General features: G+C 34.9%; 25 protein-coding genes and 1 riboswitch. Of the genes, 23 read left to right on the forward strand and 2 right to left on the reverse strand.

Features of this window, described 5'->3' with window-relative positions; all coding sequences use genetic code 11:
* Positions 1–39 precede the first annotated feature (39 nt).
* The 11 genes from CWR45_RS00540 to CWR45_RS00590 all read left to right on the forward strand — a co-directional run bounded on the left by CWR45_RS00540 (position 40) and on the right by CWR45_RS00590 (position 10,985).
* Positions 40–1,125 carry a D-alanyl-D-alanine carboxypeptidase family protein gene (locus CWR45_RS00540; RefSeq protein WP_115747844.1) on the forward strand — a complete coding sequence of 362 codons (1,086 nt, stop codon included), beginning with the start codon at positions 40–42 and terminating at the stop codon, positions 1,123–1,125.
* The gene (locus CWR45_RS00545) at positions 1,119–1,706 is read left to right on the forward strand and encodes a nucleoside recognition domain-containing protein (protein ID WP_115747845.1); all 588 of its coding nucleotides are present in this window, start codon (positions 1,119–1,121) and stop codon (positions 1,704–1,706) included. The genes CWR45_RS00540 and CWR45_RS00545 overlap by 7 nt, the downstream gene beginning before the upstream one ends.
* Positions 1,706–2,236, forward strand: a complete 531-nt coding sequence (locus CWR45_RS00550; protein WP_115747846.1) for a spore maturation protein — start codon at positions 1,706–1,708, stop codon at positions 2,234–2,236. The genes CWR45_RS00545 and CWR45_RS00550 overlap by 1 nt, the downstream gene beginning before the upstream one ends.
* Positions 2,237–2,336: 100 nt before the next feature.
* Entirely contained in the window at positions 2,337–3,077 is a 741-nt protein-coding gene (locus CWR45_RS00555) for a pseudouridine synthase (protein WP_115747847.1), read from the forward strand.
* A 58-nt stretch (positions 3,078–3,135) separates the two neighbouring features.
* Positions 3,136–3,708 carry a thiol-disulfide oxidoreductase ResA gene (gene resA, locus CWR45_RS00560; RefSeq protein WP_115747848.1) on the forward strand — a complete coding sequence of 191 codons (573 nt, stop codon included), beginning with the start codon at positions 3,136–3,138 and terminating at the stop codon, positions 3,706–3,708.
* Positions 3,709–3,732: 24 nt separating this feature from the next.
* Entirely contained in the window at positions 3,733–5,379 is a 1,647-nt protein-coding gene (gene resB, locus CWR45_RS00565; RefSeq protein WP_115747849.1) for a cytochrome c biogenesis protein ResB, read from the forward strand.
* Positions 5,380–5,459: 80 nt separating this feature from the next.
* Positions 5,460–6,650, forward strand: a complete 1,191-nt coding sequence (gene ccsB / locus CWR45_RS00570) for a c-type cytochrome biogenesis protein CcsB (RefSeq protein ID WP_115747850.1) — start codon at positions 5,460–5,462, stop codon at positions 6,648–6,650.
* Between the two features lie 457 nt (positions 6,651–7,107).
* Positions 7,108–7,824, forward strand: coding sequence for a response regulator transcription factor (locus CWR45_RS00575; protein WP_115747851.1), 717 nt, complete (start codon positions 7,108–7,110; stop codon positions 7,822–7,824).
* A complete protein-coding gene (locus CWR45_RS00580) occupies positions 7,824–9,602 on the forward strand; it encodes an ATP-binding protein (protein ID WP_115747852.1) in 1,779 nt (592 codons plus the stop codon). Before CWR45_RS00575 ends, CWR45_RS00580 begins: the two co-directional genes overlap by 1 nt.
* A 57-nt stretch (positions 9,603–9,659) precedes the next feature.
* A riboswitch (cobalamin riboswitch) is annotated at positions 9,660–9,842 on the forward strand.
* 199 nt (positions 9,843–10,041) lie between these two features.
* On the forward strand, positions 10,042–10,464 hold the full coding sequence (locus tag CWR45_RS00585; protein ID WP_115747853.1) for a DUF4430 domain-containing protein: 423 nt from the start codon (positions 10,042–10,044) through the stop codon (positions 10,462–10,464).
* A 5-nt stretch (positions 10,465–10,469) separates the two neighbouring features.
* On the forward strand, positions 10,470–10,985 hold the full coding sequence (locus CWR45_RS00590; RefSeq protein ID WP_115747854.1) for an ECF transporter S component: 516 nt from the start codon (positions 10,470–10,472) through the stop codon (positions 10,983–10,985).
* Between the two features lie 155 nt (positions 10,986–11,140).
* Here CWR45_RS00590 and CWR45_RS00595 read toward each other — a convergent pair whose 3' ends face one another.
* On the reverse strand, positions 11,141–11,386 hold the full coding sequence (locus CWR45_RS00595; protein ID WP_115747855.1) for a ferredoxin: 246 nt from the start codon (positions 11,384–11,386) through the stop codon (positions 11,141–11,143).
* A gap of 154 nt (positions 11,387–11,540) precedes the next feature.
* Between CWR45_RS00595 and CWR45_RS00600 the strand changes: the two genes are divergently transcribed.
* The 6 genes from CWR45_RS00600 to CWR45_RS00625 all read left to right on the forward strand — a co-directional run bounded on the left by CWR45_RS00600 (position 11,541) and on the right by CWR45_RS00625 (position 17,956).
* Positions 11,541–12,599, forward strand: a complete 1,059-nt coding sequence (locus CWR45_RS00600; protein ID WP_115747856.1) for a YpbB family protein — start codon at positions 11,541–11,543, stop codon at positions 12,597–12,599.
* 13 nt (positions 12,600–12,612) lie between these two features.
* The gene (locus CWR45_RS00605) at positions 12,613–14,160 is read left to right on the forward strand and encodes a RecQ family ATP-dependent DNA helicase (protein ID WP_115747857.1); all 1,548 of its coding nucleotides are present in this window, start codon (positions 12,613–12,615) and stop codon (positions 14,158–14,160) included.
* A gap of 46 nt (positions 14,161–14,206) precedes the next feature.
* Complete coding sequence (locus CWR45_RS00610; RefSeq protein ID WP_115747858.1) at positions 14,207–14,509, forward strand: hypothetical protein; 303 nt, start codon at positions 14,207–14,209, stop codon at positions 14,507–14,509.
* Positions 14,510–14,924: 415 nt separating this feature from the next.
* Positions 14,925–15,503 carry a genetic competence negative regulator gene (locus CWR45_RS00615; RefSeq protein ID WP_115747859.1) on the forward strand — a complete coding sequence of 193 codons (579 nt, stop codon included), beginning with the start codon at positions 14,925–14,927 and terminating at the stop codon, positions 15,501–15,503.
* A gap of 123 nt (positions 15,504–15,626) precedes the next feature.
* Positions 15,627–16,559: a D-alanine--D-alanine ligase family protein gene (locus CWR45_RS00620; protein WP_115747860.1), complete on the forward strand. Its 933-nt coding sequence runs from the start codon at positions 15,627–15,629 to the stop codon at positions 16,557–16,559.
* Positions 16,560–16,675: 116 nt separating this feature from the next.
* Complete coding sequence (locus CWR45_RS00625; protein WP_115747861.1) at positions 16,676–17,956, forward strand: Glu/Leu/Phe/Val family dehydrogenase; 1,281 nt, start codon at positions 16,676–16,678, stop codon at positions 17,954–17,956.
* A gap of 143 nt (positions 17,957–18,099) precedes the next feature.
* Here the strand turns inward: CWR45_RS00625 and CWR45_RS00630 are convergent, their stop codons facing one another.
* Entirely contained in the window at positions 18,100–19,068 is a 969-nt protein-coding gene (locus CWR45_RS00630; RefSeq protein WP_115747862.1) for an asparaginase, read from the reverse strand.
* Positions 19,069–19,148: 80 nt separating this feature from the next.
* Here CWR45_RS00630 and prsW point away from each other — a divergent pair, with 80 nt between their 5' ends.
* The 6 genes from prsW (at position 19,149) to rpsA (ending at position 25,147) form a co-directional block, all read left to right on the forward strand.
* Positions 19,149–19,796, forward strand: coding sequence for a glutamic-type intramembrane protease PrsW (gene prsW / locus CWR45_RS00635; RefSeq protein ID WP_115747863.1), 648 nt, complete (start codon positions 19,149–19,151; stop codon positions 19,794–19,796).
* A 330-nt stretch (positions 19,797–20,126) separates the two neighbouring features.
* Positions 20,127–20,915, forward strand: coding sequence for a spore cortex-lytic enzyme (gene sleB, locus CWR45_RS00640; RefSeq protein WP_245975309.1), 789 nt, complete (start codon positions 20,127–20,129; stop codon positions 20,913–20,915).
* A 15-nt stretch (positions 20,916–20,930) separates the two neighbouring features.
* Complete coding sequence (gene ypeB / locus CWR45_RS00645) at positions 20,931–22,283, forward strand: germination protein YpeB (protein ID WP_115747865.1); 1,353 nt, start codon at positions 20,931–20,933, stop codon at positions 22,281–22,283.
* A gap of 101 nt (positions 22,284–22,384) precedes the next feature.
* On the forward strand, positions 22,385–23,044 hold the full coding sequence (locus tag CWR45_RS00650; RefSeq protein ID WP_115747866.1) for a flagellar brake protein: 660 nt from the start codon (positions 22,385–22,387) through the stop codon (positions 23,042–23,044).
* Positions 23,045–23,207: 163 nt separating this feature from the next.
* The gene (gene cmk / locus CWR45_RS00655) at positions 23,208–23,888 is read left to right on the forward strand and encodes a (d)CMP kinase (RefSeq protein ID WP_115747960.1); all 681 of its coding nucleotides are present in this window, start codon (positions 23,208–23,210) and stop codon (positions 23,886–23,888) included.
* Between the two features lie 125 nt (positions 23,889–24,013).
* Positions 24,014–25,147, forward strand: a complete 1,134-nt coding sequence (gene rpsA / locus CWR45_RS00660) for a 30S ribosomal protein S1 (protein WP_115747867.1) — start codon at positions 24,014–24,016, stop codon at positions 25,145–25,147.
* Positions 25,148–25,188: the final 41 nt, after the last annotated feature.

A 25,188-nucleotide genomic window follows, 5' to 3' on the forward strand; every position in this document is an offset into this window, starting at 1 on the left:
AAAATGTATGGACATCATATCTGTGGGAGGAAACCTACTATGCGAACTATTATAGGAGTATTTATAGGATTATTTGTTGTCAGCATTTTTCCAGTTATTGGACAAGCAGCACCCAATGTCTCGGCAAATAATGCTGTTTTAATAGAGCAAAGTACTGGCAGAGTATTGTATGAGAAGGATGCATATGAACAAGCATCGATTGCAAGTATTACAAAAATTATGACCGCACTTATTGCAATTGAATCTGGAAAAATGGACGAGAAGGCAAAAACAAGCAGGAAAGCAATTTACACGGAGGGATCATCAATTTATCTTGAACAAGGAGAAAAAATGAAATTAGAAGACTTAGTCTACGGGTTAATGCTTCGTTCTGGAAATGATGCTGCTGTAGCAATCGCAGAGCATGTTGGAGAAAGTGAAGAAGGTTTTGTATTCTTAATGAATGAGAAAGCAAAATGGCTTGGAATGAACAATACAAATTTTGAGAATCCGCATGGTCTGGATTCGGACAACCATTACTCAAGTGCATATGACATGGCACTCCTTATGCAGTATGCAATGAAAAATGAGAAGTTTAGAACTATAACCGGAGCAAATTCATTTCGCTCTGAAAATAGATCCTATAGCTGGGTGAATAAAAATAGATTATTGACGCAGCTGTATGAGCCAACAAACGGAGGGAAAACCGGATTTACTAAGAAGACAGGAAGAACATTAGTCTCTTCAGCTTCAAAAGATGGGATGGATCTAATTGTTGTTACATTAAATGCACCTGATGATTGGCGTGACCATATCAATTTATATGAATGGGGATTCGAGCACTACCAGTTAGAGACACTTAGTAAAGAGGGTAACGTTACATACAAGCTCGGCAATAGTGAAGAAGTAAATGCATTTGTAGCTGAAGAAATCAAATACCCACTGACACAAGATGAGCTGAAAGAATTGAAGAAAAAAACCTACTTACTTGACCAAAGAAAAGATATGGATATAATTGGCAAAACAGTTTTTGAATTAGGTGACGGGCAATTAGCAGAAACACCAATCCACCGGGGGAAGCAAGAAGACATTGTATTTACAGTTTTAGACACATATAAAAAAATTGCAGGTATGAGTAAATGGTAAATTTAATATGGGCTTTCATGGCAATCGTTGGAATCGTTTATGCAATGTTTAATGGAACAATGGATGAAGTGAATAAGGCATTATTTAAAAGTGCAAATGATGCGGTGACATTATCGATTGGACTAATTAGTATTCTGGTTTTTTGGTTAGGGATTATGAAAATAGCAGAAACAGCAGGTATTTTGAAGGCCTTATCGAAGGCTTTAATGCCTATTGTCAGCAGATTATTTCCCGAAATACCAAAAGGACATCCGGCAATGGGATACATTTTGTCTAATATTACTGCAAATATATTTGGCTTGGGAAATGCAGCAACACCGATGGGCCTTAAAGCAATGGAACAAATGAAGCAATTAAGTGGAACGGATACTGCTTCAAGGTCCATGATTACGTTCCTGGCCTTAAATACATCTGGATTAACTTTAATACCTACTACTGTTATTGCTATTCGAATGCAGTACCATTCTGTATCTCCGACAGAAATTGTGGGGACTACGATCATTACAACTGTTATTTCCTTAATAAGTGCCATTTTGCTTGATCGGCTGTTCTATTACCAAAGTGTTAGGAGGAAGAAATAATGGCTTTTATCACAGCGGTAAGTACTTGGTTGATTCCTTGCTTTCTTTTAATAGTTCTCTCTGTTGCCACCTGGAAGAAAATTCCTGCATATGAATTATTCGTTGAAGGAGGAAAAGAAGGTGTCAAGATGGCATTTTCTTTACTCCCATTTTTGGTAGGAATGATTGTATCGATTTCGATATTAAGAAGCTCTGGCGCTATTGATGCAATGATTAATCTTATTGCGCCAGTTCTTATGGCCATTGGCGTTCCACCTGAAATTATTCCGCTCGCATTTGTCCGGCCGATATCAGGAACAGCTGCATTAGGAATTACAACGGAGTTAATTAGTACCCATGGACCAGATTCCTTTATAGGTAGACTAGCATCAACAATGCAAGGGAGTATGGATACAACACTCTACATCTTAACCGTCTATTTCGGTGCGGTTGGTATTAATAAAATGAAATATGCTCTAAAGGTTGGACTATTAGCTGATTTAGTTGGTATAATAACATCAATCCTTATTGTAAGAATGGTATTTGGATGATGTATTTCTTGTTAAAATGAAATAAGTCAAAAGAGTAGCGTTAACAATCCGGTTAGCGCTATTATTATGTAAGAATAAATAAAGAAATTATGGTGATAACATGACAGACAACCAAGAAAGATTGCAGAAAGTAATTGCACAAAGCGGCATTACATCTAGAAGGAAAGCAGAGCAGCTTATTTTAGATGGAAAAGTAAGGGTAAATGGACAAGTAGTGACAACGTTAGGTACGAAGGTATCAAAAGACGATCAAATTGAAGTGAATGACGTTCAATTGGAAAAGGAAGCGCATGTTTATTATATGTTATATAAACCTCGTGGGGTTATTTCTAGTGTTAGTGATGATAAAGGGAGAAAAGTTGTTACAGATTTATTAGAAGGTGTGACGGAGCGTGTATTTCCAATAGGCAGATTGGATTATGACACATCTGGATTATTACTACTTACGAATGACGGAGATTTTGCTCAGCACCTAATGCATCCTAAATACGAAGTTGAGAAAGTATATGTTGCGAAGATAAAAGGAATTCCAACGAAACTAGAATTAGAAAAGTTAAGAAAAGGGGTAAAGGCAGAAAAAGATTTATTAAAGCTTGCAGGCTATAATATTTTGTCAGTAGATAAGACGAAAAATACAATGATACTAGAAATCAAATTACGTGAAGGAAAAAATCGTCACGTTAGAAGAATGATGGAACAATTAGGCTATCCTGTTATCAAGTTAAAACGGGAACAATATGGGATGTTAACATTAAAAGGGTTAAAGCCGGGAACATATCGTGCGCTGTCACTAAAAGAAGTAAAACAAATTAGAAATCTCGCAACTGAAATTGTTAAATAATAGTCAAAATTTAGTCTTTACTCTCATGATATAATGGCTTGGGGAGGGTCAGGAATAAATGAGCTTAGATCAAATAAAAGAAAAGAAAAAAAAGAAAAAAAGAAATCGATTAGTATTTAGGACTTCTATTTTAGTTGTTCTTTTAGCTGCAGTTGTATTTGCGCTAGTTTCTAACTTGAAAGCAGATAATACAATATACCGTGCCGGTGATGAAGCGCCAGATTTTAAATTACAACAAATTAGTAATAATAATGAATTGGAATCTGTTCAACTAAGTGATTTTAAGGGGAAGGGTGTCATGCTGAACTTCTGGGGAACATGGTGTGAGCCATGTAAGGCAGAAATGCCCTATATGCAGTCTCTATATCCAGAATATCATGATAAAGGAATAGAAATCCTTGCAGTTAGTTTGGATAATACCGAATTAGCTGTAGATCGATTTATTGATGAATATGATTTGACATTCCCTGTCCCCTTCGATAGTACCAGTGAAGTAGAAGACTTATATAAAGTAGGACCGATTCCAAGTACATTCTTCATTAATCCAGAAGGGAAGATAGAAGAAGTTGTAAACGGTGCCTTATCATTAGAACGTCTCGAGGGGTATTTACAAGACATTCAACCAAAATAGGATGGGTTACGATGGGGGATAGACATGAGAGAAATAAAATGTGAATGTGGGCATGTAAATCCAGTTGGTACTGTCCTATGTGAAGCATGTGGTAGGCCAATAGAGGGAAATCAGCATCTTGATGGAAATAATAATAAAAAATTACTTAATATGCGCTATGACGGGACAGCACGACGCTCACAAACGTATAATAAATCAATTATAGATAAGATTTGGAGTTTCTTTTCTTCAGTTAAAGTGGGTGTGTGGTTAATTGTTATTGCCTTAGTTGCTTCAATGGTTGGGACAATTTTCCCACAGGAGATGTACATACCAGCAAATGCAATATCCCGTAATCCATCGATTTATTACGAGGATCAGTATGGGATATTCGGTTTGATATTTTATCAATTAGGATTTCATAATTTATATACATCATGGTGGTATCTTGTCATCATCGCTTTAATTGGAATTTCCTTAGTTATTTGTAGTCTTGATCGATTTATTCCATTATTTAAAGCATTACGTCATCAAAAAGCGAAGAAACATATTAGCTTTCTTAGTAGACAACGATTATACAGCGAAACAAAAGTCGTATCAAATGAGGAAATCAATCTATTAAAAACAAATTTAAAAAAGCAACGTTTTAAGATTAAAGTAGAGAATGGTCATTTGCTAGCCGAGAAAAATAGATTCTCAAGATGGGGTCCATACGTCAACCATATTGGTTTAATTATAATTTTACTTGCGGCTATATTAAGAGTTTTACCATTCTTCTATATGGAAGAATATGTTTGGGTTCGCGAGGAGCAAAAGCCGATTGTCATACCTGGAACTAAGGGACAATACTATATTGAAAACAAAGATTTCATTTTAGAGACTCATAGTGAAGAAGATGACAGATTTGAAGCAGCAATTGCTCAAGAGGGTATGATTCCGAGTAACTTTCAAACTGACATAGTTGTCTATCAATCTGGTGAAAAATCAGTGCCCGGAGCAGAGGCTGAGCTTGAACCAATTCTAGATGACTCGGTTCGAATGAATAAACCTGCTAAATTCGATAAGTATACGGTGTATCAATCTGGATATCAACTTAACGAGTTCACTTCCATGACATTTAAAATCCATGAAACATCGGATTCGGAAGAAGTGGCTTTAGATACGTTCACCGTTGACCTAGCAGCACCTGAACCAGAATATAATCTTGAAAACGGCTTCCGTGTTGTAGTTGATAAATATTATCCTGATTACTATCTTGATAATAACGGGATTCCTGCATCTGAGACGAACTTCCCAAGAAACCCTGCATATGTATTTATCGTCTATCCACCAAATAGCGATGTTGCTGAAGTAAGTTTTGTTGGAATTGGAAGAAATATAGATGCAACAGGAGAAAACAACTATAAGCTAGGGATTGAAGACTTTGAAATGCATGATGTCAGTGGCCTTACAGTGAAATATGATCGTTCATTGCCATTATTTGGTCTTGGTGCTGCTATCTTTATGATAGGAGTAATTCAGGGTATGTATTGGCAACACCGTCGGATTTGGATCCACCCAACGGAGAATGGCATATTAATGGCAGGCCATACGAACAAAAATTGGTTTGGAATTAAAAAGGATATCGAGAATGCGATTGAAGGTACTAATATAACAATGGTGGAAGATCAACAGGAATTAGATGAAAAATAATACACTCCCTGCACAGGATGCAGGGAGAAGTATTCATACAGCAGGAATTCTTAGTTAGGTTTCAAAAGGGGGATTTATTAATGGACTTATTAAGTGTAAGCAGTGGAGCGCTTTATACAGCATTTATACTCTATTTAATCGCAACACTTTTCTTTGGGGCAGCGGTAAGGGATAAACGGACCGATAAGAAACTGCATACTACTTCAGAAAAAATTGGTATAACCTTAACAATGATTGGACTTGTCGGGCAAATTATATATTTTATTACAAGGTGGATAGTAAGTGGACATGCACCAGTAAGTAATATGTTTGAATTTATGACCTTCTTAGGAATGTGTATGATTTTTGCATTTATTATTATCTATTTTTACTATAGATTGAGCTTTTTAGGATTATTTGCATTACCAATCACAATGATAATTATTGCATATGCCAGTATGTTCCCAACAGATGTTGCACCGCTTGTTCCTTCTCTTCAAAGTCATTGGTTATATATCCATGTGACAACTGTTGCTTTAGGGCAAGGGATATTGTTTATCAGCTTTGTTGCAGGTCTAATGTATTTAATTAAAGAAATAGATCAAACGGTTAAAAGTAAAAAAACAATTTGGTTAGAAGTCGTCATTTATATTCTAGTCGTGTTTATCGGGTTCATTGGAATTACATCTGCTTTTAATATGATGAACTACAATGCTGCATTCGAATATCCATCCGGCGGAAATACAATAACTACAGAATATAGGTTACCTGCTGTTGCAGGTCCAAACGAAGGTACCTTAGTAACGGAAGGTGTTATGAATCCATGGTTTGAAACACCTGGATGGCTGCAAGGTGAAGATGCCGGCCGTAAATTTAACACCGTTATTTGGTCACTAATTACTGGAACTATTTTATATGGAGTTGTTCGTTTAATTATTAGAAAAAGAATCGGAGCAGCAATTCAACCGCTCTTTAGAAATCTTAAAGCTGACTTATTAGATGAAGTTGGCTATCGCTCTGTGACGATTGGTTTTCCTGTATTCACTTTAGGAGGATTGATTTTTGCGGCCATTTGGGCGCAAATCGCCTGGGGGAGATTCTGGGGGTGGGATCCAAAAGAAGTTTGGGCATTAGTAACATGGTTCTTCTATGCAGCCTACTTGCATCTTAGACTCTCAAGAGGCTGGCACGGAGAAAAATCCGCCTGGCTCGCAGTAGTCGGATTCGGTATTATTATGTTCAACCTAATTGTCGTCAACCTAGTCCTAGCAGGCTTACACTCCTACGCATAGAAAAAACATAGGTTTATCAGGTTTATTCAGATATAGTTAGAAGTAGATAAAATCTGGAACAAGTAAAGATTGTGTCCCTTGAATCTGGACTGTCGATGTAATTTATACCTTTGTCTCTTGTATATTGCTACAATCAGCGTTGATAGTTAGCGGGTTTGTAATTGTTTTGTTTCTAGATTCTACTCTATCTTCAGCGGAAGAAATACACGAAGACTCCTGCGGGAAGAAGGCTCACCAGCTCCCCGCGGAAAGCGTAGTGTATTTCTGAAGCGGCGGTCAAGAACGCTAATATCATCCTAAGTTATTTCGCAGTTTATATTAACAGTAACAGGCGATGTAATTAAGCATGTTTAAGATCTTACAGGCGAAGTATCATTGATGCTTCGCCTGTTTTCTTATACAAATTGCTATAAATCATATATACTTTAAGTAATAGTTGAATTTAGGGGGAACATGCATGAGTTCAGATACTAAGATATTAGTCGTTGATGACGAAGAGAGAATCCGAAGATTAATCCGAATGTATTTAGAAAGAGAAGATTATATAGTTGAAGAAGCAGATAATGGTAAAGACGCTTTAGAAAAAGCATTAGCAGATGACTACGATGTCATATTATTAGATATTATGATGCCAGAAATGGATGGAATAGAAGTATGTCAAGAACTTAGGAAAGAGAAGACAACTCCAGTAGTAATGCTAACTGCTAAAGGTGAAGAAGCAAACCGAGTTCAAGGATTTGAAGTCGGTGCAGACGATTACATCGTTAAACCGTTTAGTCCAAGAGAAGCAATTTTACGTGTAAAGGCATTGCTGAGAAGAGTTTCTACAGCTAAATTTAATGATACAGATGTATCGACAAAAGACATACTTGTGTTTCCGCATATAACAATCGATCATGATGCACATAGAGTAACTGCAGATGGACAAGAGGTTACTCTAACACCTAAAGAGTACGAGCTGCTTTGTTTCTTAGCTAAATCTCCAGATAAGGTTTTTAAGAGAGAGCATTTACTGAAAGAAGTGTGGCAATATGAATTTTTTGGGGACTTACGTACCGTTGATACCCATGTCAAGCGATTAAGAGAAAAATTGAGCAGTGCATCAAAATCTGCAGCTAAAATGATTGTTACCGTTTGGGGCGTTGGCTATAAATTTGAGGTAGATGATGAGTGATGATATGGCGTAGTGTAGTCGGTAAGCTTGCTATTACGATTTTCCTTTTAGTAAGTTTTGTACTATTTATATTATCTATTTTCTTACTGGAGTTTTTTAAAAATTATCATATAAACGAAGCAGAGAATGATATGATGCAAACTGCTTCAAAAATCTCATTGTTTGCTGACCAACAATCAGATAGAAGCTATATCCAAGAAACAACAGAGCTTATAAAGACTCCGGCTAGTCGTGTTGCCATTATATATCCTGACGGTGAACTGTGGATATCCAGTACTAGCTCAAGAGATTTAAAGAAATTAAATGAAACGTGGATTGAAAACGAACAAGACTTGTCAGAAGTTATCACAGCGGATAGAAAAGTCCAAAAAGAGATTCATCTCCCTGATAACGATATGGAAATTATCATTGTTGGTGAGCCATTATTGGATAGTGGAGCTATATTTGTTTACCAATCACTAGAGGTTATAAATCAAACGGAGGCAGAAACGACTAAAATAATCACACTTGCTGGTGGAATTGCGTTAATCCTTACTACTTTTTTTGCGATATTCTTGTCGACGCGGATTTCTTCACCATTGATAAAAATGCGTCAAGCAGCCTCAAACTTAACGCGTGGAGAATTCGATACAAAGGTTCCTATCTTAACGAATGATGAAATTGGAGATCTGGCAAAAGAATTTAATCGCATGGGAATGCAGCTTAAGTTCCACATCAATGCTTTGAGGCAGGAAAAAGAGCAATTATCCAGTATTGTAAGCTCAATGGCAGATGGTGTTGTAACACTGAATCGAAACGGTGACATGATTGTAACAAACACACCTGCAGATAAATTTATGGAGAATTGGTATTTTGAAAATAATATTAAAGTAAATCTTAAAAATCAGGAATTACCAACAGAACTGAATGAAACATTACAAGTAGTTATTAGTGACGAAAAAGAAGTCTTACGCGAAATACATCTGCAAGGAAGAAATTACGTTATGCTGATGACGCCTTTATATGATCAAACCTATGTAAGGGGTGCTGTTGCAGTCATCCGCGATATGACTGAGGAAAGGCGATTAGATATTCTGCGTAAAGACTTTATCGCTAATGTTTCTCACGAACTTCGTACACCAATCTCTTTACTCCAAGGCTATAGTGAAGCAATTGTAGATGATATTGCCGAAAGTAAGGAAGATAAAAATGAACTCGCTAAAATCATTCATGATGAATCATTAAGAATGAATCGTCTAGTTAATGAACTATTGGATATCGCTCAGATGGAAGCAGGTCATATAAAACTCAATATTGAAAGAGTCAATCTTGATAGCTTTGTACAACGAATTATGAAAAAATTCCAAGGACTGGCAAATGATAATCAGTTGGTACTAACTCTTGATGAGGAATTTACAATCCCGGATGCATATTTTGATCCCGATAGAATCGAACAGGTTTTTACTAACTTAATCGATAACGCAATTCGTCATACAGGCGTAAATGGTTTTGTTAGAGTAATCGTAAAAAATACAGAAAATGAATTTTATGTAGCTATTGAGGATAATGGTAGTGGGATACCTGAAGGGGACCTGCCATTTGTTTTTGAACGATTCTATAAGGCAGATAAATCGAGGACTAGAAATACACAGAAAAAAGGAACAGGATTAGGCTTGGCCATTGCTAAAAATATTATTGACACCCATAATGGCTTACTAAATGTGAAGAGTAAATTGAATCAAGGAACAACCTTCAGCTTCATAATTCCGCAAAGGAAAAATAGTAAGTATCCGAATTAGATGAATTCTTTTCAATCTATTGAACATATGGTATGATACGAGTGTAATTTTAATTGAATACAAGATATTGAATTTGGTGTTAACACTTAATAGGGAATCTAGTTAATATCTAGAACTGTCCTCGCAACTGTAATTGATTTACGAAATAAGTAATGACCACTGTATGGCCAGCCGTATGGGAAGGGCTTAAAGTAGGATAAAATCATTAGTCAGTAGACCTACCAAATTCAATTGTTTCAGAAGCTTCGAGGAAAAGCAAAAAGGGACATCCGGATAAGTGCAATGCTTTGGTGTTGCCTTGATTTCGTATGTATAAAAAGCTATATTCCTAATAAGAAATAGCTTTTTTTAGTGGCTAACTACATCATTTAACAGTGCCAATTGCTTTAAATCTCCAGAACATGAAAATTACAAATACTTAAGAAAAAGGGTGAGCGGTATGAAAAAGTGGATATTTCCATTAATTACTTTGTTTATGGTTTTTGTATTATTTGGTTGTTCATCAGAAGGAAATAATACGAACACAACTGTAAGTACGAATAGTACATCACAATCTGAAGAAGTTGCTGAAGATTCAGTTCGAATTACGATTTCTATTAATGAAGGGGAAGAGTTTGTTAACGAGAAAGAAATAGGAATCGAGGAAGGCGACATATTAATGGATGTTATGAAAGAAAATTTCTTTGTTGAGACGGAATATGATGGAACCTTTATTACATCAATTGAACGAGTTAAAGCTAGTGATGAGGAAAAAACTTCTTGGATGTTTTTTGTTAATGATGAAATGGCAACTGTCGGAGCTGCTGAATATCAATTGTCTCCTGGAGATAAAGTAGTCTTTGATTTACAGTCTTGGGAATAATTTAATTGAATACGTATAAATTGACACTGCTCGCACTTCTTGCTGCACTGGCTATTGTAGGCAGGGTTGTCTTTCAATTTATTCCAAACGCACAACCAGTTACTTCGTTAGTTATTATTTGTGGAATATTACTTGGACCATTGTCTGCTTTTATTCTAGCGATTTTAACAACATTTTTATCAAATATGTTGTTAGGTATGGGGATTTGGACAATTTGGCAAATTATTTCATGGGGATTAATTGGACTAATAAGTGGTATATTAAGTAAAGTTTTAAAAAAGGTTCCAATGATAGTTATCGTATTGTTTGCTTTCCTTAGTGGCTATTTGTATGGATTTATTATTTCACTCACTACGTATCAAGTATCTGGTCACTTTTGGCCATATTACATTGCAGGATTGCCTTTTGATACAAGTCATGCAATAGGTAACGTTGTTTTTATAATAATTTTCTATCCAATCATTTCTCTATTAATGAAGAAATACGCATCGAAGCGTTTTTCCATTCGAAATACCAATTAATTACTAATTGGTATTTTTTTAGTATACTAAGGTTAAACCAAGCTTTTGAGTGAAAGCCTTAGTTGCGCTTATGTAGTAAGAAAGTTGCTATAATTTATATCAAATCCCTTTTTAAAATGGTCTGGATAAAGTATAATTAATGCAACTAGTAGTCATTACATATTACTTGGTTCTTTGTTAAAGGGTGTATTAGATAATTTAATGGAATCGGTCGGACATCCCTCATATGCATCGTAAAGGTCGTCTACTAGTCTTTTGGGAATTTTCTTTGTACCTGTATTTTCATCGATTGCAACGTATGAGAGACCTTCATCATCATAGCTGAATATTTTAGGAGCAGCAGCCCCACATGCACCACATGCAATACATGTTTCGATATCAACTAACGCAAATTTTGCCACTACTTTTCCTCCTTACATTAAACTATCTCCAGTATTTTTTAAACTACTAACTATTGTAAAGCTGATTCCCATTCATTTCAATATAGCAATTTTAAGTAATCAGTATGTAATAACTATAATAACAGCAAGGGATCATATTTAAGGAGATAAGTCAATGATATTTCATTGTATATTACTCGAATGTTGTAATCAAATTCAAACGGAGAGAACTGCTTCGAGTATCTATCATTTACTCAGGGGCAGGCGGTCAATTCAAACAGTTCAGGATGCACACCTCTTTAAACTTGAGCGTTATTTCGGTATCTATAAAAACCTATTAAGGAACCATTTTAACCATACGATGGAGTTGCTACAATTTGAAGGTTTACTTAAAAGAGTTAATTCGAGTCAGATGGTTTATGAAACCACTCCAGCTACTGCTGATTGGTTTACAGATATTTATAAAACTCCATTTCCATTTGAATCCTTTGCAGGACTAGCGTACCATGAAATAATGGATCCATTCTTTGACCGACTATTGCTCCTTATTCAAACTTTGACCAATAGTAAAATGGACTATTTCTCCTTTATTCCTGTAATTGATAATCCAGTAATTGAAACATGGGTGAAGGTGTTTTATCGTAAAGTAAAAAATCATGAGGAAAAATACTTAAAAATTATCTATCAAGAGCTTCGGAACATATTACAATATGTCTCAAGTGATGAAGCAGGACTATTTATTGATCGATTAACAGGATATAAAAATTATGGCATGAGTATCAATCAACTATCATCAAAATATAACTTATCTGTGGATGATGTCCAGTTAATTATTGTAAATATAATCCATCGTTTACTTTCAGTTTTACATAATGAAAAAAATAACTATCCTTTTCTTGCTTATATCATAAATGATATTTCAAATGCTACATTATTATCAAATTCGGCATTCCAGACTTCCCATTTACTAGGACAGGGTTATTCAATAGAAAAAATTGCAAGTATACGTAATTTAAAAATAAATACAATTCATGACCATTTAATAGAAATTGCTTTTTATGAAACGGATTTTCCTTTATATCATTATGTAACCAAAGAAGAGCATCAGGATATCTTGAATGCAATCCAAAAAACAAATTCTTCAAAATTGAGGGACATAAAACAACAGGTTAATAATGATATCAGTTATTTTCAAATCCGACTTATTCTAGCATTACATCATAAGCAAATATAATAGGGTGAAACAAATGAACCAGCAAATAACATTAGAGCAGGAATTGAATAAATACTTTAACTATTCTTCTTTCCGACTTGGGCAGAAGGAAATCATCGAGGATATCTTACAAGGGAAGGATGTACTTGGTATTCTGCCAACAGGTTCGGGGAAGTCGATCTGTTATCAGCTGCCGGCGATGCTCTTAGAGGGAGTAACAATAGTTGTATCACCACTTATTTCATTAATGATTGATCAAGTTAAGCAGCTGAAAGCCATGCAGATTAAACAGGTTATTGCTTTAAATAGTTTTATGGATCCTGCAGATAGGAAAATGATATACAATAATATACATTTATATAAGCTTATCTATATTTCTCCTGAATTATTACAACAGAAAGAACTAATTCGATTATTACAACAAACGAGAATAAGTTTATTTGTCATCGATGAAGCGCATTGCATTTCGCAATGGGGACATGAGTTTAGACCAGACTACCTTAAGTTAAATACGATAATTGAGAAATTAAACCATCCTAGAACACTCGCCTTAAGTGCAACAGCGACTCCAGATGTACAGCAGGATATTATTCATTCTCTGAATAAACCAAGAATGGTAAAACATATTTATCCTATGGACCGGACGAATTTAACGTTTTGCATTGAGGAAGTGACTGATGAGAAAGAAAAGACAGATCAATTAATTCAGCTATTAAATACATACTATGTGCCTACCATAATTTATTTTTCAAGTAGAATGGTTTCAGAAAATGTTGCAAAATTACTTTCAGAGAAACTTCCAAATCGTAATATTGCATTTTATCATGGTGGCATGGAGCAAATGGATAGAATAACGATACAACAACAATTTATGAATGACCAATTAGATGTAATTTGTTGCACCAGTGCATTCGGCATGGGAATTAACAAAGGAAATATTCGATTCGTCATTCACTACCACTTACCATTGCAATTGGAGTCCTATATACAAGAAGTAGGAAGAGCGGGGAGGGATGGGAAATCTAGTGTCTGCTTATTATTATTTTCTAATAATGATTTTTACATTCCTTTAAATTTAATAAAAAACGAACTACCATCTGAAGAAATGCTATCCTCTATTTTTCAATATTTATATCGATTATTCACTGAACGGAGAGGATTACCAACCAAAGATGCAGAAATTGAAAATTTATTTCAATTAAATGAAATTCAGTGGCGATTTTTACGTTATCAATTCGAAAAACATGGTATGATTGCAGGTAATCGAATAAACTTTCACGAAGAAAACTGGAAGCAGAATTATCAAGAAATAGAACAGTTAATCAAAGACAGAACCTCAATTAAAGAGAAAAAATTAAATGAAATATTACAATGGGTTCACGATAAGGGGTGTCTGCGTAAAAGCTTATATAAAAGTTTTCAGCCCTTTTATAGTGAAGTAAAAGAGAAATGCTGCAGTAATTGTGGTTTTTCTTGGTCAGAATGGAATCCAGCAAAAACAAATATTAGATTGGATGAGGAAACGAATTGGGAAAGTAAGCTAAGAAAGCTACTGTTAGTAGAGGAAAATGAAAAGTTTTAATCCATCAACGTCAAAATCGCTTTCCTAAAGATGAGGTGTAGATAAAGTGAAAAATGAGACAGATATACGTAAAGATCAAGCTGAGGATTTGCGTTATTTAGTTGAAGAGATTGAGGATAATAAGGAAATGGAGAATGATACTTCCGCAATTTTAGAAGAAGCCACTGAAAAGCGAGAGATAGATATATTAAATCTCCCTCCTAGAAGAGATGTACATATAACGAATAATCGAACGCGTCTTAGGATTAGCAAACCATTTTTTCGTATCACTATCGTTGTCATTATTCTAATATTGATTCTAATCGTTAGTTATTATTTTATAGATAATTTTGATTCAATACCCTTTTAAAAGAGGATTGTAACGAATGAATAGTGTGCAAAGATTTTTAACGGCTGCTAAGAAAAATAAAGTTTAAATAAATCATTAAAATAATTGGTAAAACCTCAAGTTTAATCAAGTTCAGTCTTATCAAATAGTATTGAAAAGGGTATAATATACGCACATACTATACTTGCAAAAAAGAATGCTTACTTCAGCTAAAGTGATACTCTAGGTACGTAATTTATTGTTACATAGACTGTACTAACAATTAATGGAATAAATTTAACTGAAACGGTAAATGTAATGTTCAACAATTTCTTGAAGTGCATATAGTATATAAACAGTTGTTTCACCATATGAAGAATATGGTTTCACAATAGGTATTAATTGCTATAAAATAGTATAGAGACTCTAGATGAGGCACAATTAAAGGGGGATACTTATGCGCATTGAGCGATTGTCCGATGATCAATTTACCATTTTTTTGACGTTTGATGATTTAATTGAACGGGGTTTTACTACAAATGATTTATGGGATGATGCATCAAGTGTCCGTAATTTATTTAGTGATATGATGTATGAGGCGAGTTCTGAGTTAGGTTTTGAGCTGGAAGGAATGTTGTTAGTACAAGTTCATATTATGCAAGCGCAAGGTATGCATGTCATTGTCACGCAAAAATATGATGATATGGAATGGGATGAAGACTTTATTGAAATGAAGGTTACATTGGATGAGAGTAAAGAACTAATATTCTCATTTCCAGAGTTTGAAAATATAATTCAGGTTTCTTCATACTTAACAAACTTAGAAATAAATGGTGGTCAAGTATATTATATGGATAATCGATATTATATGTTATTCAAAGATGAGGATCTTAAACATAATGATAAAGAAGACGTAATCGCAATTATGTCCGAATACTCTTATCCAAGTATCATAACTTCCTTTCGCTTAAAAGAATATGGAAAAGAAATTATCGAACAGAATGCAGTAAAACAAATTATGGACAAATTTTACTAGCAGTTAGGAAAAATACAAATCTGCATATAAATAGGCTTACCATTCTAAGTTTTATTAAGGACTGGATAGCCTATATATTAAAGAATGAAAAGTTGTTGGAAAGAGTATGGAGGGTGAGAACGTATGAAAATTGCAGTACTTTATGGTGGAATTTCTGGCGAACGAGAGGTTTCACTAGCTTCAGGAAATGGAATTATGAATGCTTTAAAACAAAAGGGACATGATGTCGTCGGGATTGATTTTAATCCATATAAATTAGATGAAATTATTAAATTAGAAGTGGATTTAGTCTTCATAGGGTTACATGGTAAATATGGTGAAGATGGTAGAATCCAAGGTTTATTAGATATGTTAAATATTCCATATGTTGGGTCAGGAGTACTTGCTTCAGCTCTTGCGATGGACAAAGCTAAGGCAAAAAATATTTTTGAAATGAATCACATACCAGTAGCAAAAAGTAATGTATTTCGTTTAACAAACAAAATGGATATTACTACAATAGTGCAAGAAATAGAGAATTCATTTACTTTACCATTTGTCATTAAACCAAATCGAGAGGGTTCTACATTGGGACTCTCAATTATTCAAGACAAAAGTGATATCACGCAGGCCGTTCAAAACGCATTATCAAGTGATGATACTATATTAGCAGAAGATTTTATTAAAGGTAGAGAACTAACAGTCCCTGTTTTAGGAGAAGTCGGTCACGAAAAAGCACTGCCAATAATCGAAATTATCCCTAAAAATGCATTCTATGATTATGAATCAAAGTATGCTCCAGGGGGCAGTGAACATATTGTACCAGCACCAATGGATGATTCTTTGGCGAAACAGATTCAGGAATACGCTGTACTTGCTCATCAGTCACTAGGCTGCGAAATCTATTCAAGAGTAGATTTTATACTTTCGGAGAATAATACGCCAATTATATTAGAGGTAAATACGCTGCCTGGTATGACACCGACAAGTCTTTTTCCAGATTCAGCAAAAGCAGTGCATATGAGTTATGAAGAAATGGTTGATACTTTTGTTACACTATCTTTAAAAAACCGCTAATTGCTTCTATTTAATTGTATAGAACATTTTTTATTGCATATTTACTTGGAGGGTGTATACTAACTCTGAATGGAAATTATTTAAAATATATTTGGATAATTGTAGGAGGTAAATTCATGGTTGCCGACAAAGCAGTTGATTCTGCAAATAAAACACAAGAGAACATGGATGTATTAACTTCAACACGTGCAGTTATTAAAAAGGCTTTAGAAAAATTAGGTTATCCTGATGAATTATACGAACTATTAAAAGAACCTTTAAGAATGATGGCCGTTAGAATTCCAGTACGAATGGATAATGGGGCAATAAAAGTGTTTACAGGATATCGTGCACAGCATAATGATGCTGTCGGACCTACAAAAGGGGGAATTCGTTTTCACCCAGATGTAACAGCAGATGAAATCAAAGCACTTTCCATATGGATGAGTTTAAAATCAGGAATTGTCGACTTACCATACGGTGGGGCGAAGGGCGGAATTATTTGTGACCCGCGTCAAATGTCGTTCCGTGAATTAGAGGGATTAAGTCGAGGCTATGTTCGTGCTGTAAGTCAAATCGTAGGACCTACAAAGGATATTCCTGCACCAGACGTATTTACAAATTCGCAAATAATGGCGTGGATGATGGATGAGTACAGTCGAATGGACGAGTATAATAGTCCAGGTTTTATTACTGGAAAACCGATTGTACTTGGTGGTTCGCATGGTAGAGAAACAGCAACTGCAAAAGGGGTTACGATTGTTCTTAAGGAAGCAGCTAAGAAAAAGGGTATCGACGTAAAAGGTGCTCGTGTTATTGTACAAGGTTTTGGTAACGCAGGTAGCTACTTATCTAAATTCTTACATGATGCAGGAGCAAAAGTTGTCGGGATTTCCGATGCATACGGTGCATTGTATGATTCGGAAGGTCTTGATATTGATTATTTACTCGATAGAAGAGATAGCTTTGGAACTGTAACGAAGCTATTTAATAATACAATTTCCAATAAAGAATTACTTGAACGCGAATGTGACATCATTGTACCGGCTGCCGTTGAAAATCAAATAACAGAAGAAAATGCACCTAACATAAAAGCTAGTATTATTGTGGAAGCAGCTAACGGACCGACTACAATGGGGGCAACGAAGATATTAACAGAACGTGATATATTACTAGTACCTGACGTATTAGCCTCTGCTGGTGGAGTGACGGTTTCCTATTTTGAATGGGTACAGAATAATCAAGGCTACTACTGGTCGGAAGATGAAATTGACGATAAACTCCATGAAATAATGATTCGCTCTTTTAACACAATTTATGATTTAGCAGCATCTAGACGAATTGATATGCGATTGGCTGCTTACATGGTTGGGGTACGAAAAATGGCTGAAGCATCACGTTTCCGTGGTTGGGTATAAAGAACAAAAGCGGAAACGCCCTGTATGGACTTCGCCCCGCAAGTTGGGGTGGTTCGAAGTCGAACAACTTCTTAGGAGATAAAGGAAACATGCCCCTTTGAATAAAACCGACGCAAATCTAATAAGTAGATTTGCGTCGGTTTTTATTCTTCAAATATTGCTTTTAACTTACTATAATCCTTCGTTTTCTCTAAAGCGATTAATAATTTTATTCGCGCCTTTTGACCACTAAGCCCATTTGCAAAGATAACGCCCATTTCTTTTAATTGTTTTCCTCCGCCATCGTATGCATATGTAGGCTGTACATTGCCTTGATAGCATCTTGATACTAGAATAATGGGGATATTATCTCTGAGCATTTGTTTAATGGCAGGAATCGTTTCGTTTGGTAGATTTCCTTGTCCTAGTGCTTCAATTACAACACCGTCAGGATTAATGGAATGTATCGCTTGAATAATCGATTGATCCATCCCAGTGAAAGCTTTTAATAGCATAACTTTATGATTCGATAATGTATCAATAGAAAAGGTCGTATGGCTAATAATCGTATGGTTAAATATAATCGATTCTTTTGTGACAATACCAATTGGTCCGTACTGCGGACTTTGAAAAGTTGCAACATTGCTCGTTGAAGTTTTAGTAACATATTCAGCGGTATGAATTTCATCGTTCATTACAACTAACACACCTTTGTTCATTGCATTGTCGTCTGATGCAACCCGAACAGAGCTAATAAGATTATAGAGTGCATCGGATCCAATTTCATTGCTCGACCTCATGGCGCCTGTAACGATAACTGGCTTTTCTGTCTCTAGCATTAAATCTAAGAAATATGCCGTCTCTTCTAAAGTATCTGTACCATGCGTAACAACAACCCCATCATATTTTCCAATTAATTTATTAATCTTTTTCCCCAATAGCAGCATATGGTTCGGTCTAATTTGTGGAGAGGGGAGATCAAATATTGTTTGTTCATAAATATTTGCATAGTTTAGTAAGTACTCCGTGAAATTTGATAACGGATGATTGTCTGTTGTATTAACTTCACCAGTATCTTTATCCTCTAGCATAGAAATTGTTCCACCGGTATGGATAATTAATATATTTTTCATTAAACTCTCCTTTTTCCTATTCTCATTATATACACATAATGATACGATAAAAGCATCGGCATTGGAAAGAGGTATTTAGAATGTTTGCGATTTTATCTGCGGGACTGGCTCCGATCATCGGATTAATGTCTTATTTCTATTTGAAAGACCGTGTTACCGAGCCACTTTCATTAATTTTAAAGGCGTTTATTTTTGGGGCATTATTAGTATTCCCAATTATGTTTATCCAATATGCACTTGAAACAGAAGGTATCAGTAATAGTATCTTCATTCAGTCCTTTTTCTTCGTTGCTTTTTTTGAGGAATTTTTCAAGTGGTTTATCTTTTTGTTTGTCATGTATAATCATTCACAGTTTGATGATCATTATGATGGGATTGTTTATTCAGTTGCAATAAGTCTCGGATTCGCTTCATTGGAAAATGTATTATACTTATTTACAAATGGGATTGAGTATGCTTTATTAAGGGCATTTTTCCCTGTTTCCTCTCATGCACTTTTTGGTGTTATTATGGGCTATTATTTTGGAAAAGCAAAGCTAACAAATTTTCACACTAGATGGAATATATTTTTAGCACTCTATATTCCATTCATCCTTCATGGAATATATAACTATATACTAAAGTCGCTTGCAAGTTCTTGGAGCTATTATTTAATTCCATTTATGATAATACTATGGTTTATCGCCTTACATCGAGTAAAAATTGCGAATCAACCAGTTAAAAACTAATCGTACATATCATCCCCCTGTAAAAATAAGTACAGGGGGAATTTTTATTTCAGCAACTTATCTGCTTCGTAAATCTACTTCGCTGCATTGTCTTTATCATATCCTCTTAGCCAGTTTCTGTGGAAATCAAAACCTTTATTACTGACTTTTACAATTAATGTATTAAACAATGCTTCCACAAACTGCTTATCATAATTAATCTGCTAATAGTTTTACAATTAATGAATAAAATAGACATTTACTCAAAAAATAGATAGTACAAGACAATGTAAAGCAGGAGGAATCTAGATGAAGAAGAATACTGTGTCTCTTATTTTCATTTTGGGTTGTATGTTTGTTATCGGATTTGGCTCAATTTATCATCCGAATACATCCCATGCCTTTAGTCCACAAGTCATTCAACATGGTGCGACAGGCGACGATGTGATTGAATTGCAAGCTAGATTACAATATTTAGGATTTTATAATGGAAAAATTGATGGGGTGTTTGGTTGGGGAACATACTGGGGATTAAGAAACTTTCAGTATGAATTTGGGTTAAAGATTGATGGTCTGGCTGGGCAAACAACGAAAGATAAGCTGGTAAAAGCAAGTAAATATGATGAAGCCTATGTAAAAGAGCAAATAGCGAAAGGTCACAGGTTCACACATTATGGAGGTGTAGCAAGAGAAGGGCAAACTGCTCCTAAACCCAACCAAAATACAGGCACAACGAATACAGAACCAACAACAAATGTTACTTCTGTGAATGTTCCACAAGGATTCTCGCAAAATGATATTCAACTAATGGCAAATGCAGTTTATGGGGAAGCTAGAGGAGAACCCTATGAAGGGCAAGTAGCTGTAGCGGCTGTTATTCTGAATCGGGTAGAAAGTGCATCATTTCCTGATACTGTTGCAGGAGTTATCTTTGAACCAAGAGCTTTTACTGCTGTAGCCGATGGGCAGATTTGGTTAACACCAAATGAAAGGGCAAAAGAGGCGGTAATCGATGCAATCAATGGCTGGGACCCATCAGCAAATGCAACGTATTATTTTAATCCTGATACTGCTACTTCTCCTTGGATTTGGACAAGACCACAAATTAAAAAAATAGGTAAACATATTTTTTGTAAATAGAAAGGTGGAAGGAATATGATTCGGTGGATACTAGTAACTGTACTTGCACTTGGAATTGCGGGTACTGCCTATTGGGGTTATCAAGAGCATCAAGAAAAGAACGAAATTCTTATACAGGCAGAAAATACGTACCAACGTGCCTTTCATGAGCTAAGTTATCATATGGACATGCTGCATGACGAGATTGGTACCGTACTCGCAATGAATTCTGATAAACGATTGTCTCCACAAATGGTTGAAATATGGAGATTAACTTCTGAAGCATCATCTAATGTCGGGCAATTACCATTAGGATTACTACCTTTTAATAAAACAGAAGAATTACTAGCAAATATCGGTGATTTTTCTTATAAAACAGCAGTAAGAAATCTAGATGATAAACCATTAACCGATGAAGAAATGCGAACATTAGAGAAACTATATACACAATCTGGTGATATTAAGGATGAATTAAGGCATGTCCAGAATATTGCGATGAATAATAACTTAAGGTGGATGGATGTACAGCTTGCAATTGCAAATGGGGATGAACAAACAGATAATTCGATTATTGATGGGCTTAAGACAGTTGAGAAAAGTGTGGAAGGATTCTCTGCAAAGAATGTAGATAATTCATTGATTGGTGGCAATTCTTCTCTAAAGGAGCATAAGTATGAGCTAATCTTAACAAGTGATAATGTAACAGAAAATGAAGCATTAAGAATAAGTCAGGAATTATTTAATACAAAGGAAAATGATGAAATCACGATAACCGAAAGCGGTGAAGGTGCCAATATTCCACTGTATTCTACTTCGTTCCATAGTGATAAAATGAATGCATATATGGACATGACAAAGCAAGGAGGTCATCCGATTACATTATTAATAGATAGACCAGTTAATGAGAAGAATATAAGTTTAAATGAAGGATCCGAAAAGGCAAAGGCCTATGTAGATGATTTAGAATTTCAATCAATGGAATTGTTTCAAAGTACCGAATATGGCAATATAGGCGCGTATTCCTTCCTATATAATCAAGATGGTGTCAGAGTATATTCTGATGCGATTGAATTAAAGGTTGCGCTAGATAATGGAGAAATTACTGGGTTAACCGCAAAGAATTACCTAATGAATCATAAGGAGAGAGAAATTCAACCCCCTGCGATTTCTGAAGAAGAAGCCAGAGAATTCGTTAACCCAAATGTTAACATTCAAGAGCATTTTCTAGCGATTATTGATAATGATTTTGGTGAAGAAGTATTAGTACATGAATTCTTAGGAGTATTAGGCAATGATACCTATCGAATATTCATAAACGCGATGGATGGTGTTGAAGAAAAAGTTGAAAAATTAGGCGGAACAGAAGTCAATTATCAAAGTACACTCTAGGGAATGGCAAAAAGCCTTTCCCTTTTTTTATATATCTGTAATAATAGGTATATCGTATCATAATAAAAATGATGATAATAATTTAATGCGGGGGTAAACGCATGAAAATAGGTACTGTACTTCATATCGAGTTAAAAAATCCAAAAACGAATAAAAATGATAAATATCGTTGTAAAGTTATTGAAATGAATGAACTATATTTAATCATCGATTATCCAGTAAACGAGATAACTAATAAAACAACGGTTTTGCCTAAAAGAAAACATTTTAGTGTGTCATATATTGGGGAAGATGAAGCGGTTTATCAATTTAACAGTAGTATTACTTCAAAAATCAAATTAAATGTACCCGCACTTGCAATCGAATATCCTAAAAAGGAAAATATTCGACGAATCCAACGTAGGGAATTTGTTAGAATTGAAACAACGGTCGATGTAGCAATTCATAGTATTGATCAAGCATTCAGCCCATTTGTAACCGTAACATCCGATATAAGTGGTGGAGGGATCTCTATCATTGCGCCAAATGGCCATAAATTAGTTATAGGAGATATTGTTGAAACGTGGTTAACATTACAAATGCATGAGGATAAATATCATTATATTAATATGAAAACGAAAGTAGTCTTTATTAAAACATTAAAAAGTAGTATCGAGTTAGTTTCCCTCAAATTTATTGAGTTAGATCAATTATCGCAGCAAGCTATTATTCGATTTTGCTTTGAGAAACAACGAGAAGCAAGACAAAAAGAAATGAGCTAATTGGAACAAATGAACAAACGGTTGGACCAATATTTTTAATCTGTGTTATTATTTATAGTAATGATGTAAAGTTAAAGATGGCATAATCTAGGTTAATTTACAAATGATATAAAAAAGCTAATCGTGGGTTAAAAGCCATATGTGAGAGGATTGAATGGAATTAATGGAGTCAAAGAAAATCGCAATTGCAATCGATGGGCCAGCAGCTGCTGGAAAAAGCACGGTTGCTAAAATTGTAGCTGAGAAACTATCTTATATTTATATTGATACTGGTGCAATGTATCGTGCTTTAACTTTAAAGGCGTTAAATCATAACATTGATTTGCACGATGAACGAGCATTGGTTGAATTATTATTACATACAAAGATTGAATTACAAAAAAATGATAATAATCAGATTGTGTTATTAGATGGAAAAGACGTGACTGCTGACGTACGATCACTAGATGTGACGAACAATGTTTCCTATGTTGCGAAACTACCAGAAATTCGTGAGGAGTTAGTACATCGCCAGCAGTTGCTAGCATCTCATCGAGGGGTCGTAATGGATGGAAGAGATATTGGAACAAGGGTGCTACCGGATGCTGAAGTAAAAATATTTTTAATTGCAACAGTGGAAGAACGAGCTAGTCGCAGGCATGAAGAAAATAAGCTAAGAGGCATTCCATCAAGTATGGAGCAATTGTTGAAAGAAATTGAAGAGAGAGATCGAATTGATTCAGAGAGAGAAGCATCTCCATTAGTAAAGGCTGATTCTGCAATCGAAATAGATACAACTGCAATGACAATAAATGAAGTTGCACAGTTTATTTTAGATGTAGCATCAAAGCACATTAACAAGTAACTAAATAAAATTACGGAAATCAATTTACTTTACTTGACAAATAATTGTAATTATTAGAAGTTATAGAAAGAATAAATTATACTTTAGTTAATTATATATTGGACAATCCATAGGAGGCTATCGTCATGAGTGAAGAAAACAAAGAATTACTTGAACTTAATGTAGGTGATGAAGTTAATGGAACGGTTGTTAAATTAGAAGATAAACAGGTTCTTGTTGATATTGGATACAAAACGGAGGGGATTTTGCCAATAAGTGAATTATCCAATTTGCATGTTGAGTCTACTAGTGATGTAGTAAAAGAAGGGGATTCTCTTACATTAAAAGTTAAAAAAGTAGAAGATGATGAAGTAATCTTATCGAAGAAGGCAATTGATGCAGAGAATGCTTGGGAAGATTTAGAGCGAAAATTTGCAGATGGTGAAGTTTTTGAAACAGAAATCAAAGAAGTCGTAAAAGGCGGTCTTGTTGTAGATGTAGGTGTAAGAGGGTTTATTCCCGCTTCACTAGTTGAAACCTACTTTGTAGAAGACTTTAGTGAGTACAAAGGGAAAAACCTAACAGTAAAAATTGTTGATTTAAATAGAGAGCAGAACCGTATTATCTTATCACATCGTGCTGTAATTGAAGCAGAAGCGGAATCCAAAAAGAATAACGTTTTACAATCTTTAGAAGCAGGGCAAGTCCTAGAAGGTACGGTTCAGCGTTTAACAAACTTTGGCGCTTTTGTTGATCTTGGTGGCATTGATGGACTGGTTCATATTTCTCAGCTATCACATAAACATGTAGAAAAAGCTTCAGAAGTTGTCTCAGAAGGGGATAAAATTAAGGTTGAAATATTATCCGTTGATCGCGATAACGAACGCATTTCTTTATCCCATAAAAATACACTTCCAGGACCGTGGTCAAATATTGAAGAACGCATTTCTACTGGCGATATACTTGAAGGTACTGTAAAACGACTCGTGAATTTTGGTGCTTTCGTAGAGATAATACCAGGTGTAGAAGGATTAGTGCATATTTCACAAATTGCAAATCGTCATATTGGTACACCACAGGAAGTATTAGAAGTTGGACAACAAGTAAATGTAAAAGTATTAGATGTGAATGAAAAGGACGAACGTATCTCATTAAGTATTAAAGAAATTGAACAAGAACAAGCAGAAAAAGAATATAAGCAATACGAAAAAAATGATGAGCAATCAGGTTTTCAATTAAGTGATATTATTGGTGATAAACTAGAGAAATTTAAAAGATAACAATAGATAGTAGAAAACTAAAGCTGTTGTCCGACCAAATA

It is taken from the genome of Oceanobacillus chungangensis, assembly GCF_003369565.1.
GTDB classification, from domain to species: Bacteria; Bacillota; Bacilli; order Bacillales; family Amphibacillaceae; genus Oceanobacillus; species Oceanobacillus chungangensis.

Coding starts and splice junctions, on each gene's coding strand:
- CWR45_RS00540 (WP_115747844.1), top strand. CDS start 40: ATGCGAACTATTATAGGAGTATTTATAGGATTATTTGTTGTCAGCATT.
- CWR45_RS00545 (WP_115747845.1), top strand. CDS start 1,119: ATGGTAAATTTAATATGGGCTTTCATGGCAATCGTTGGAATCGTTTAT.
- CWR45_RS00550 (WP_115747846.1), top strand. CDS start 1,706: ATGGCTTTTATCACAGCGGTAAGTACTTGGTTGATTCCTTGCTTTCTT.
- CWR45_RS00555 (WP_115747847.1), top strand. CDS start 2,337: ATGACAGACAACCAAGAAAGATTGCAGAAAGTAATTGCACAAAGCGGC.
- resA (WP_115747848.1), top strand. CDS start 3,136: ATGAGCTTAGATCAAATAAAAGAAAAGAAAAAAAAGAAAAAAAGAAAT.
- resB (WP_115747849.1), top strand. CDS start 3,733: ATGAGAGAAATAAAATGTGAATGTGGGCATGTAAATCCAGTTGGTACT.
- ccsB (WP_115747850.1), top strand. CDS start 5,460: ATGGACTTATTAAGTGTAAGCAGTGGAGCGCTTTATACAGCATTTATA.
- CWR45_RS00575 (WP_115747851.1), top strand. CDS start 7,108: ATGAGTTCAGATACTAAGATATTAGTCGTTGATGACGAAGAGAGAATC.
- CWR45_RS00580 (WP_115747852.1), top strand. CDS start 7,824: ATGATATGGCGTAGTGTAGTCGGTAAGCTTGCTATTACGATTTTCCTT.
- CWR45_RS00585 (WP_115747853.1), top strand. CDS start 10,042: ATGAAAAAGTGGATATTTCCATTAATTACTTTGTTTATGGTTTTTGTA.
- CWR45_RS00600 (WP_115747856.1), top strand. CDS start 11,541: ATGATATTTCATTGTATATTACTCGAATGTTGTAATCAAATTCAAACG.
- CWR45_RS00605 (WP_115747857.1), top strand. CDS start 12,613: ATGAACCAGCAAATAACATTAGAGCAGGAATTGAATAAATACTTTAAC.
- CWR45_RS00615 (WP_115747859.1), top strand. CDS start 14,925: ATGCGCATTGAGCGATTGTCCGATGATCAATTTACCATTTTTTTGACG.
- CWR45_RS00620 (WP_115747860.1), top strand. CDS start 15,627: ATGAAAATTGCAGTACTTTATGGTGGAATTTCTGGCGAACGAGAGGTT.
- CWR45_RS00625 (WP_115747861.1), top strand. CDS start 16,676: ATGGTTGCCGACAAAGCAGTTGATTCTGCAAATAAAACACAAGAGAAC.
- CWR45_RS00630 (WP_115747862.1), bottom strand. CDS start 19,068: ATGAAAAATATATTAATTATCCATACCGGTGGAACAATTTCTATGCTA.
- prsW (WP_115747863.1), top strand. CDS start 19,149: ATGTTTGCGATTTTATCTGCGGGACTGGCTCCGATCATCGGATTAATG.
- sleB (WP_245975309.1), top strand. CDS start 20,127: ATGTTTGTTATCGGATTTGGCTCAATTTATCATCCGAATACATCCCAT.
- ypeB (WP_115747865.1), top strand. CDS start 20,931: ATGATTCGGTGGATACTAGTAACTGTACTTGCACTTGGAATTGCGGGT.
- CWR45_RS00650 (WP_115747866.1), top strand. CDS start 22,385: ATGAAAATAGGTACTGTACTTCATATCGAGTTAAAAAATCCAAAAACG.
- cmk (WP_115747960.1), top strand. CDS start 23,208: ATGGAGTCAAAGAAAATCGCAATTGCAATCGATGGGCCAGCAGCTGCT.
- rpsA (WP_115747867.1), top strand. CDS start 24,014: ATGAGTGAAGAAAACAAAGAATTACTTGAACTTAATGTAGGTGATGAA.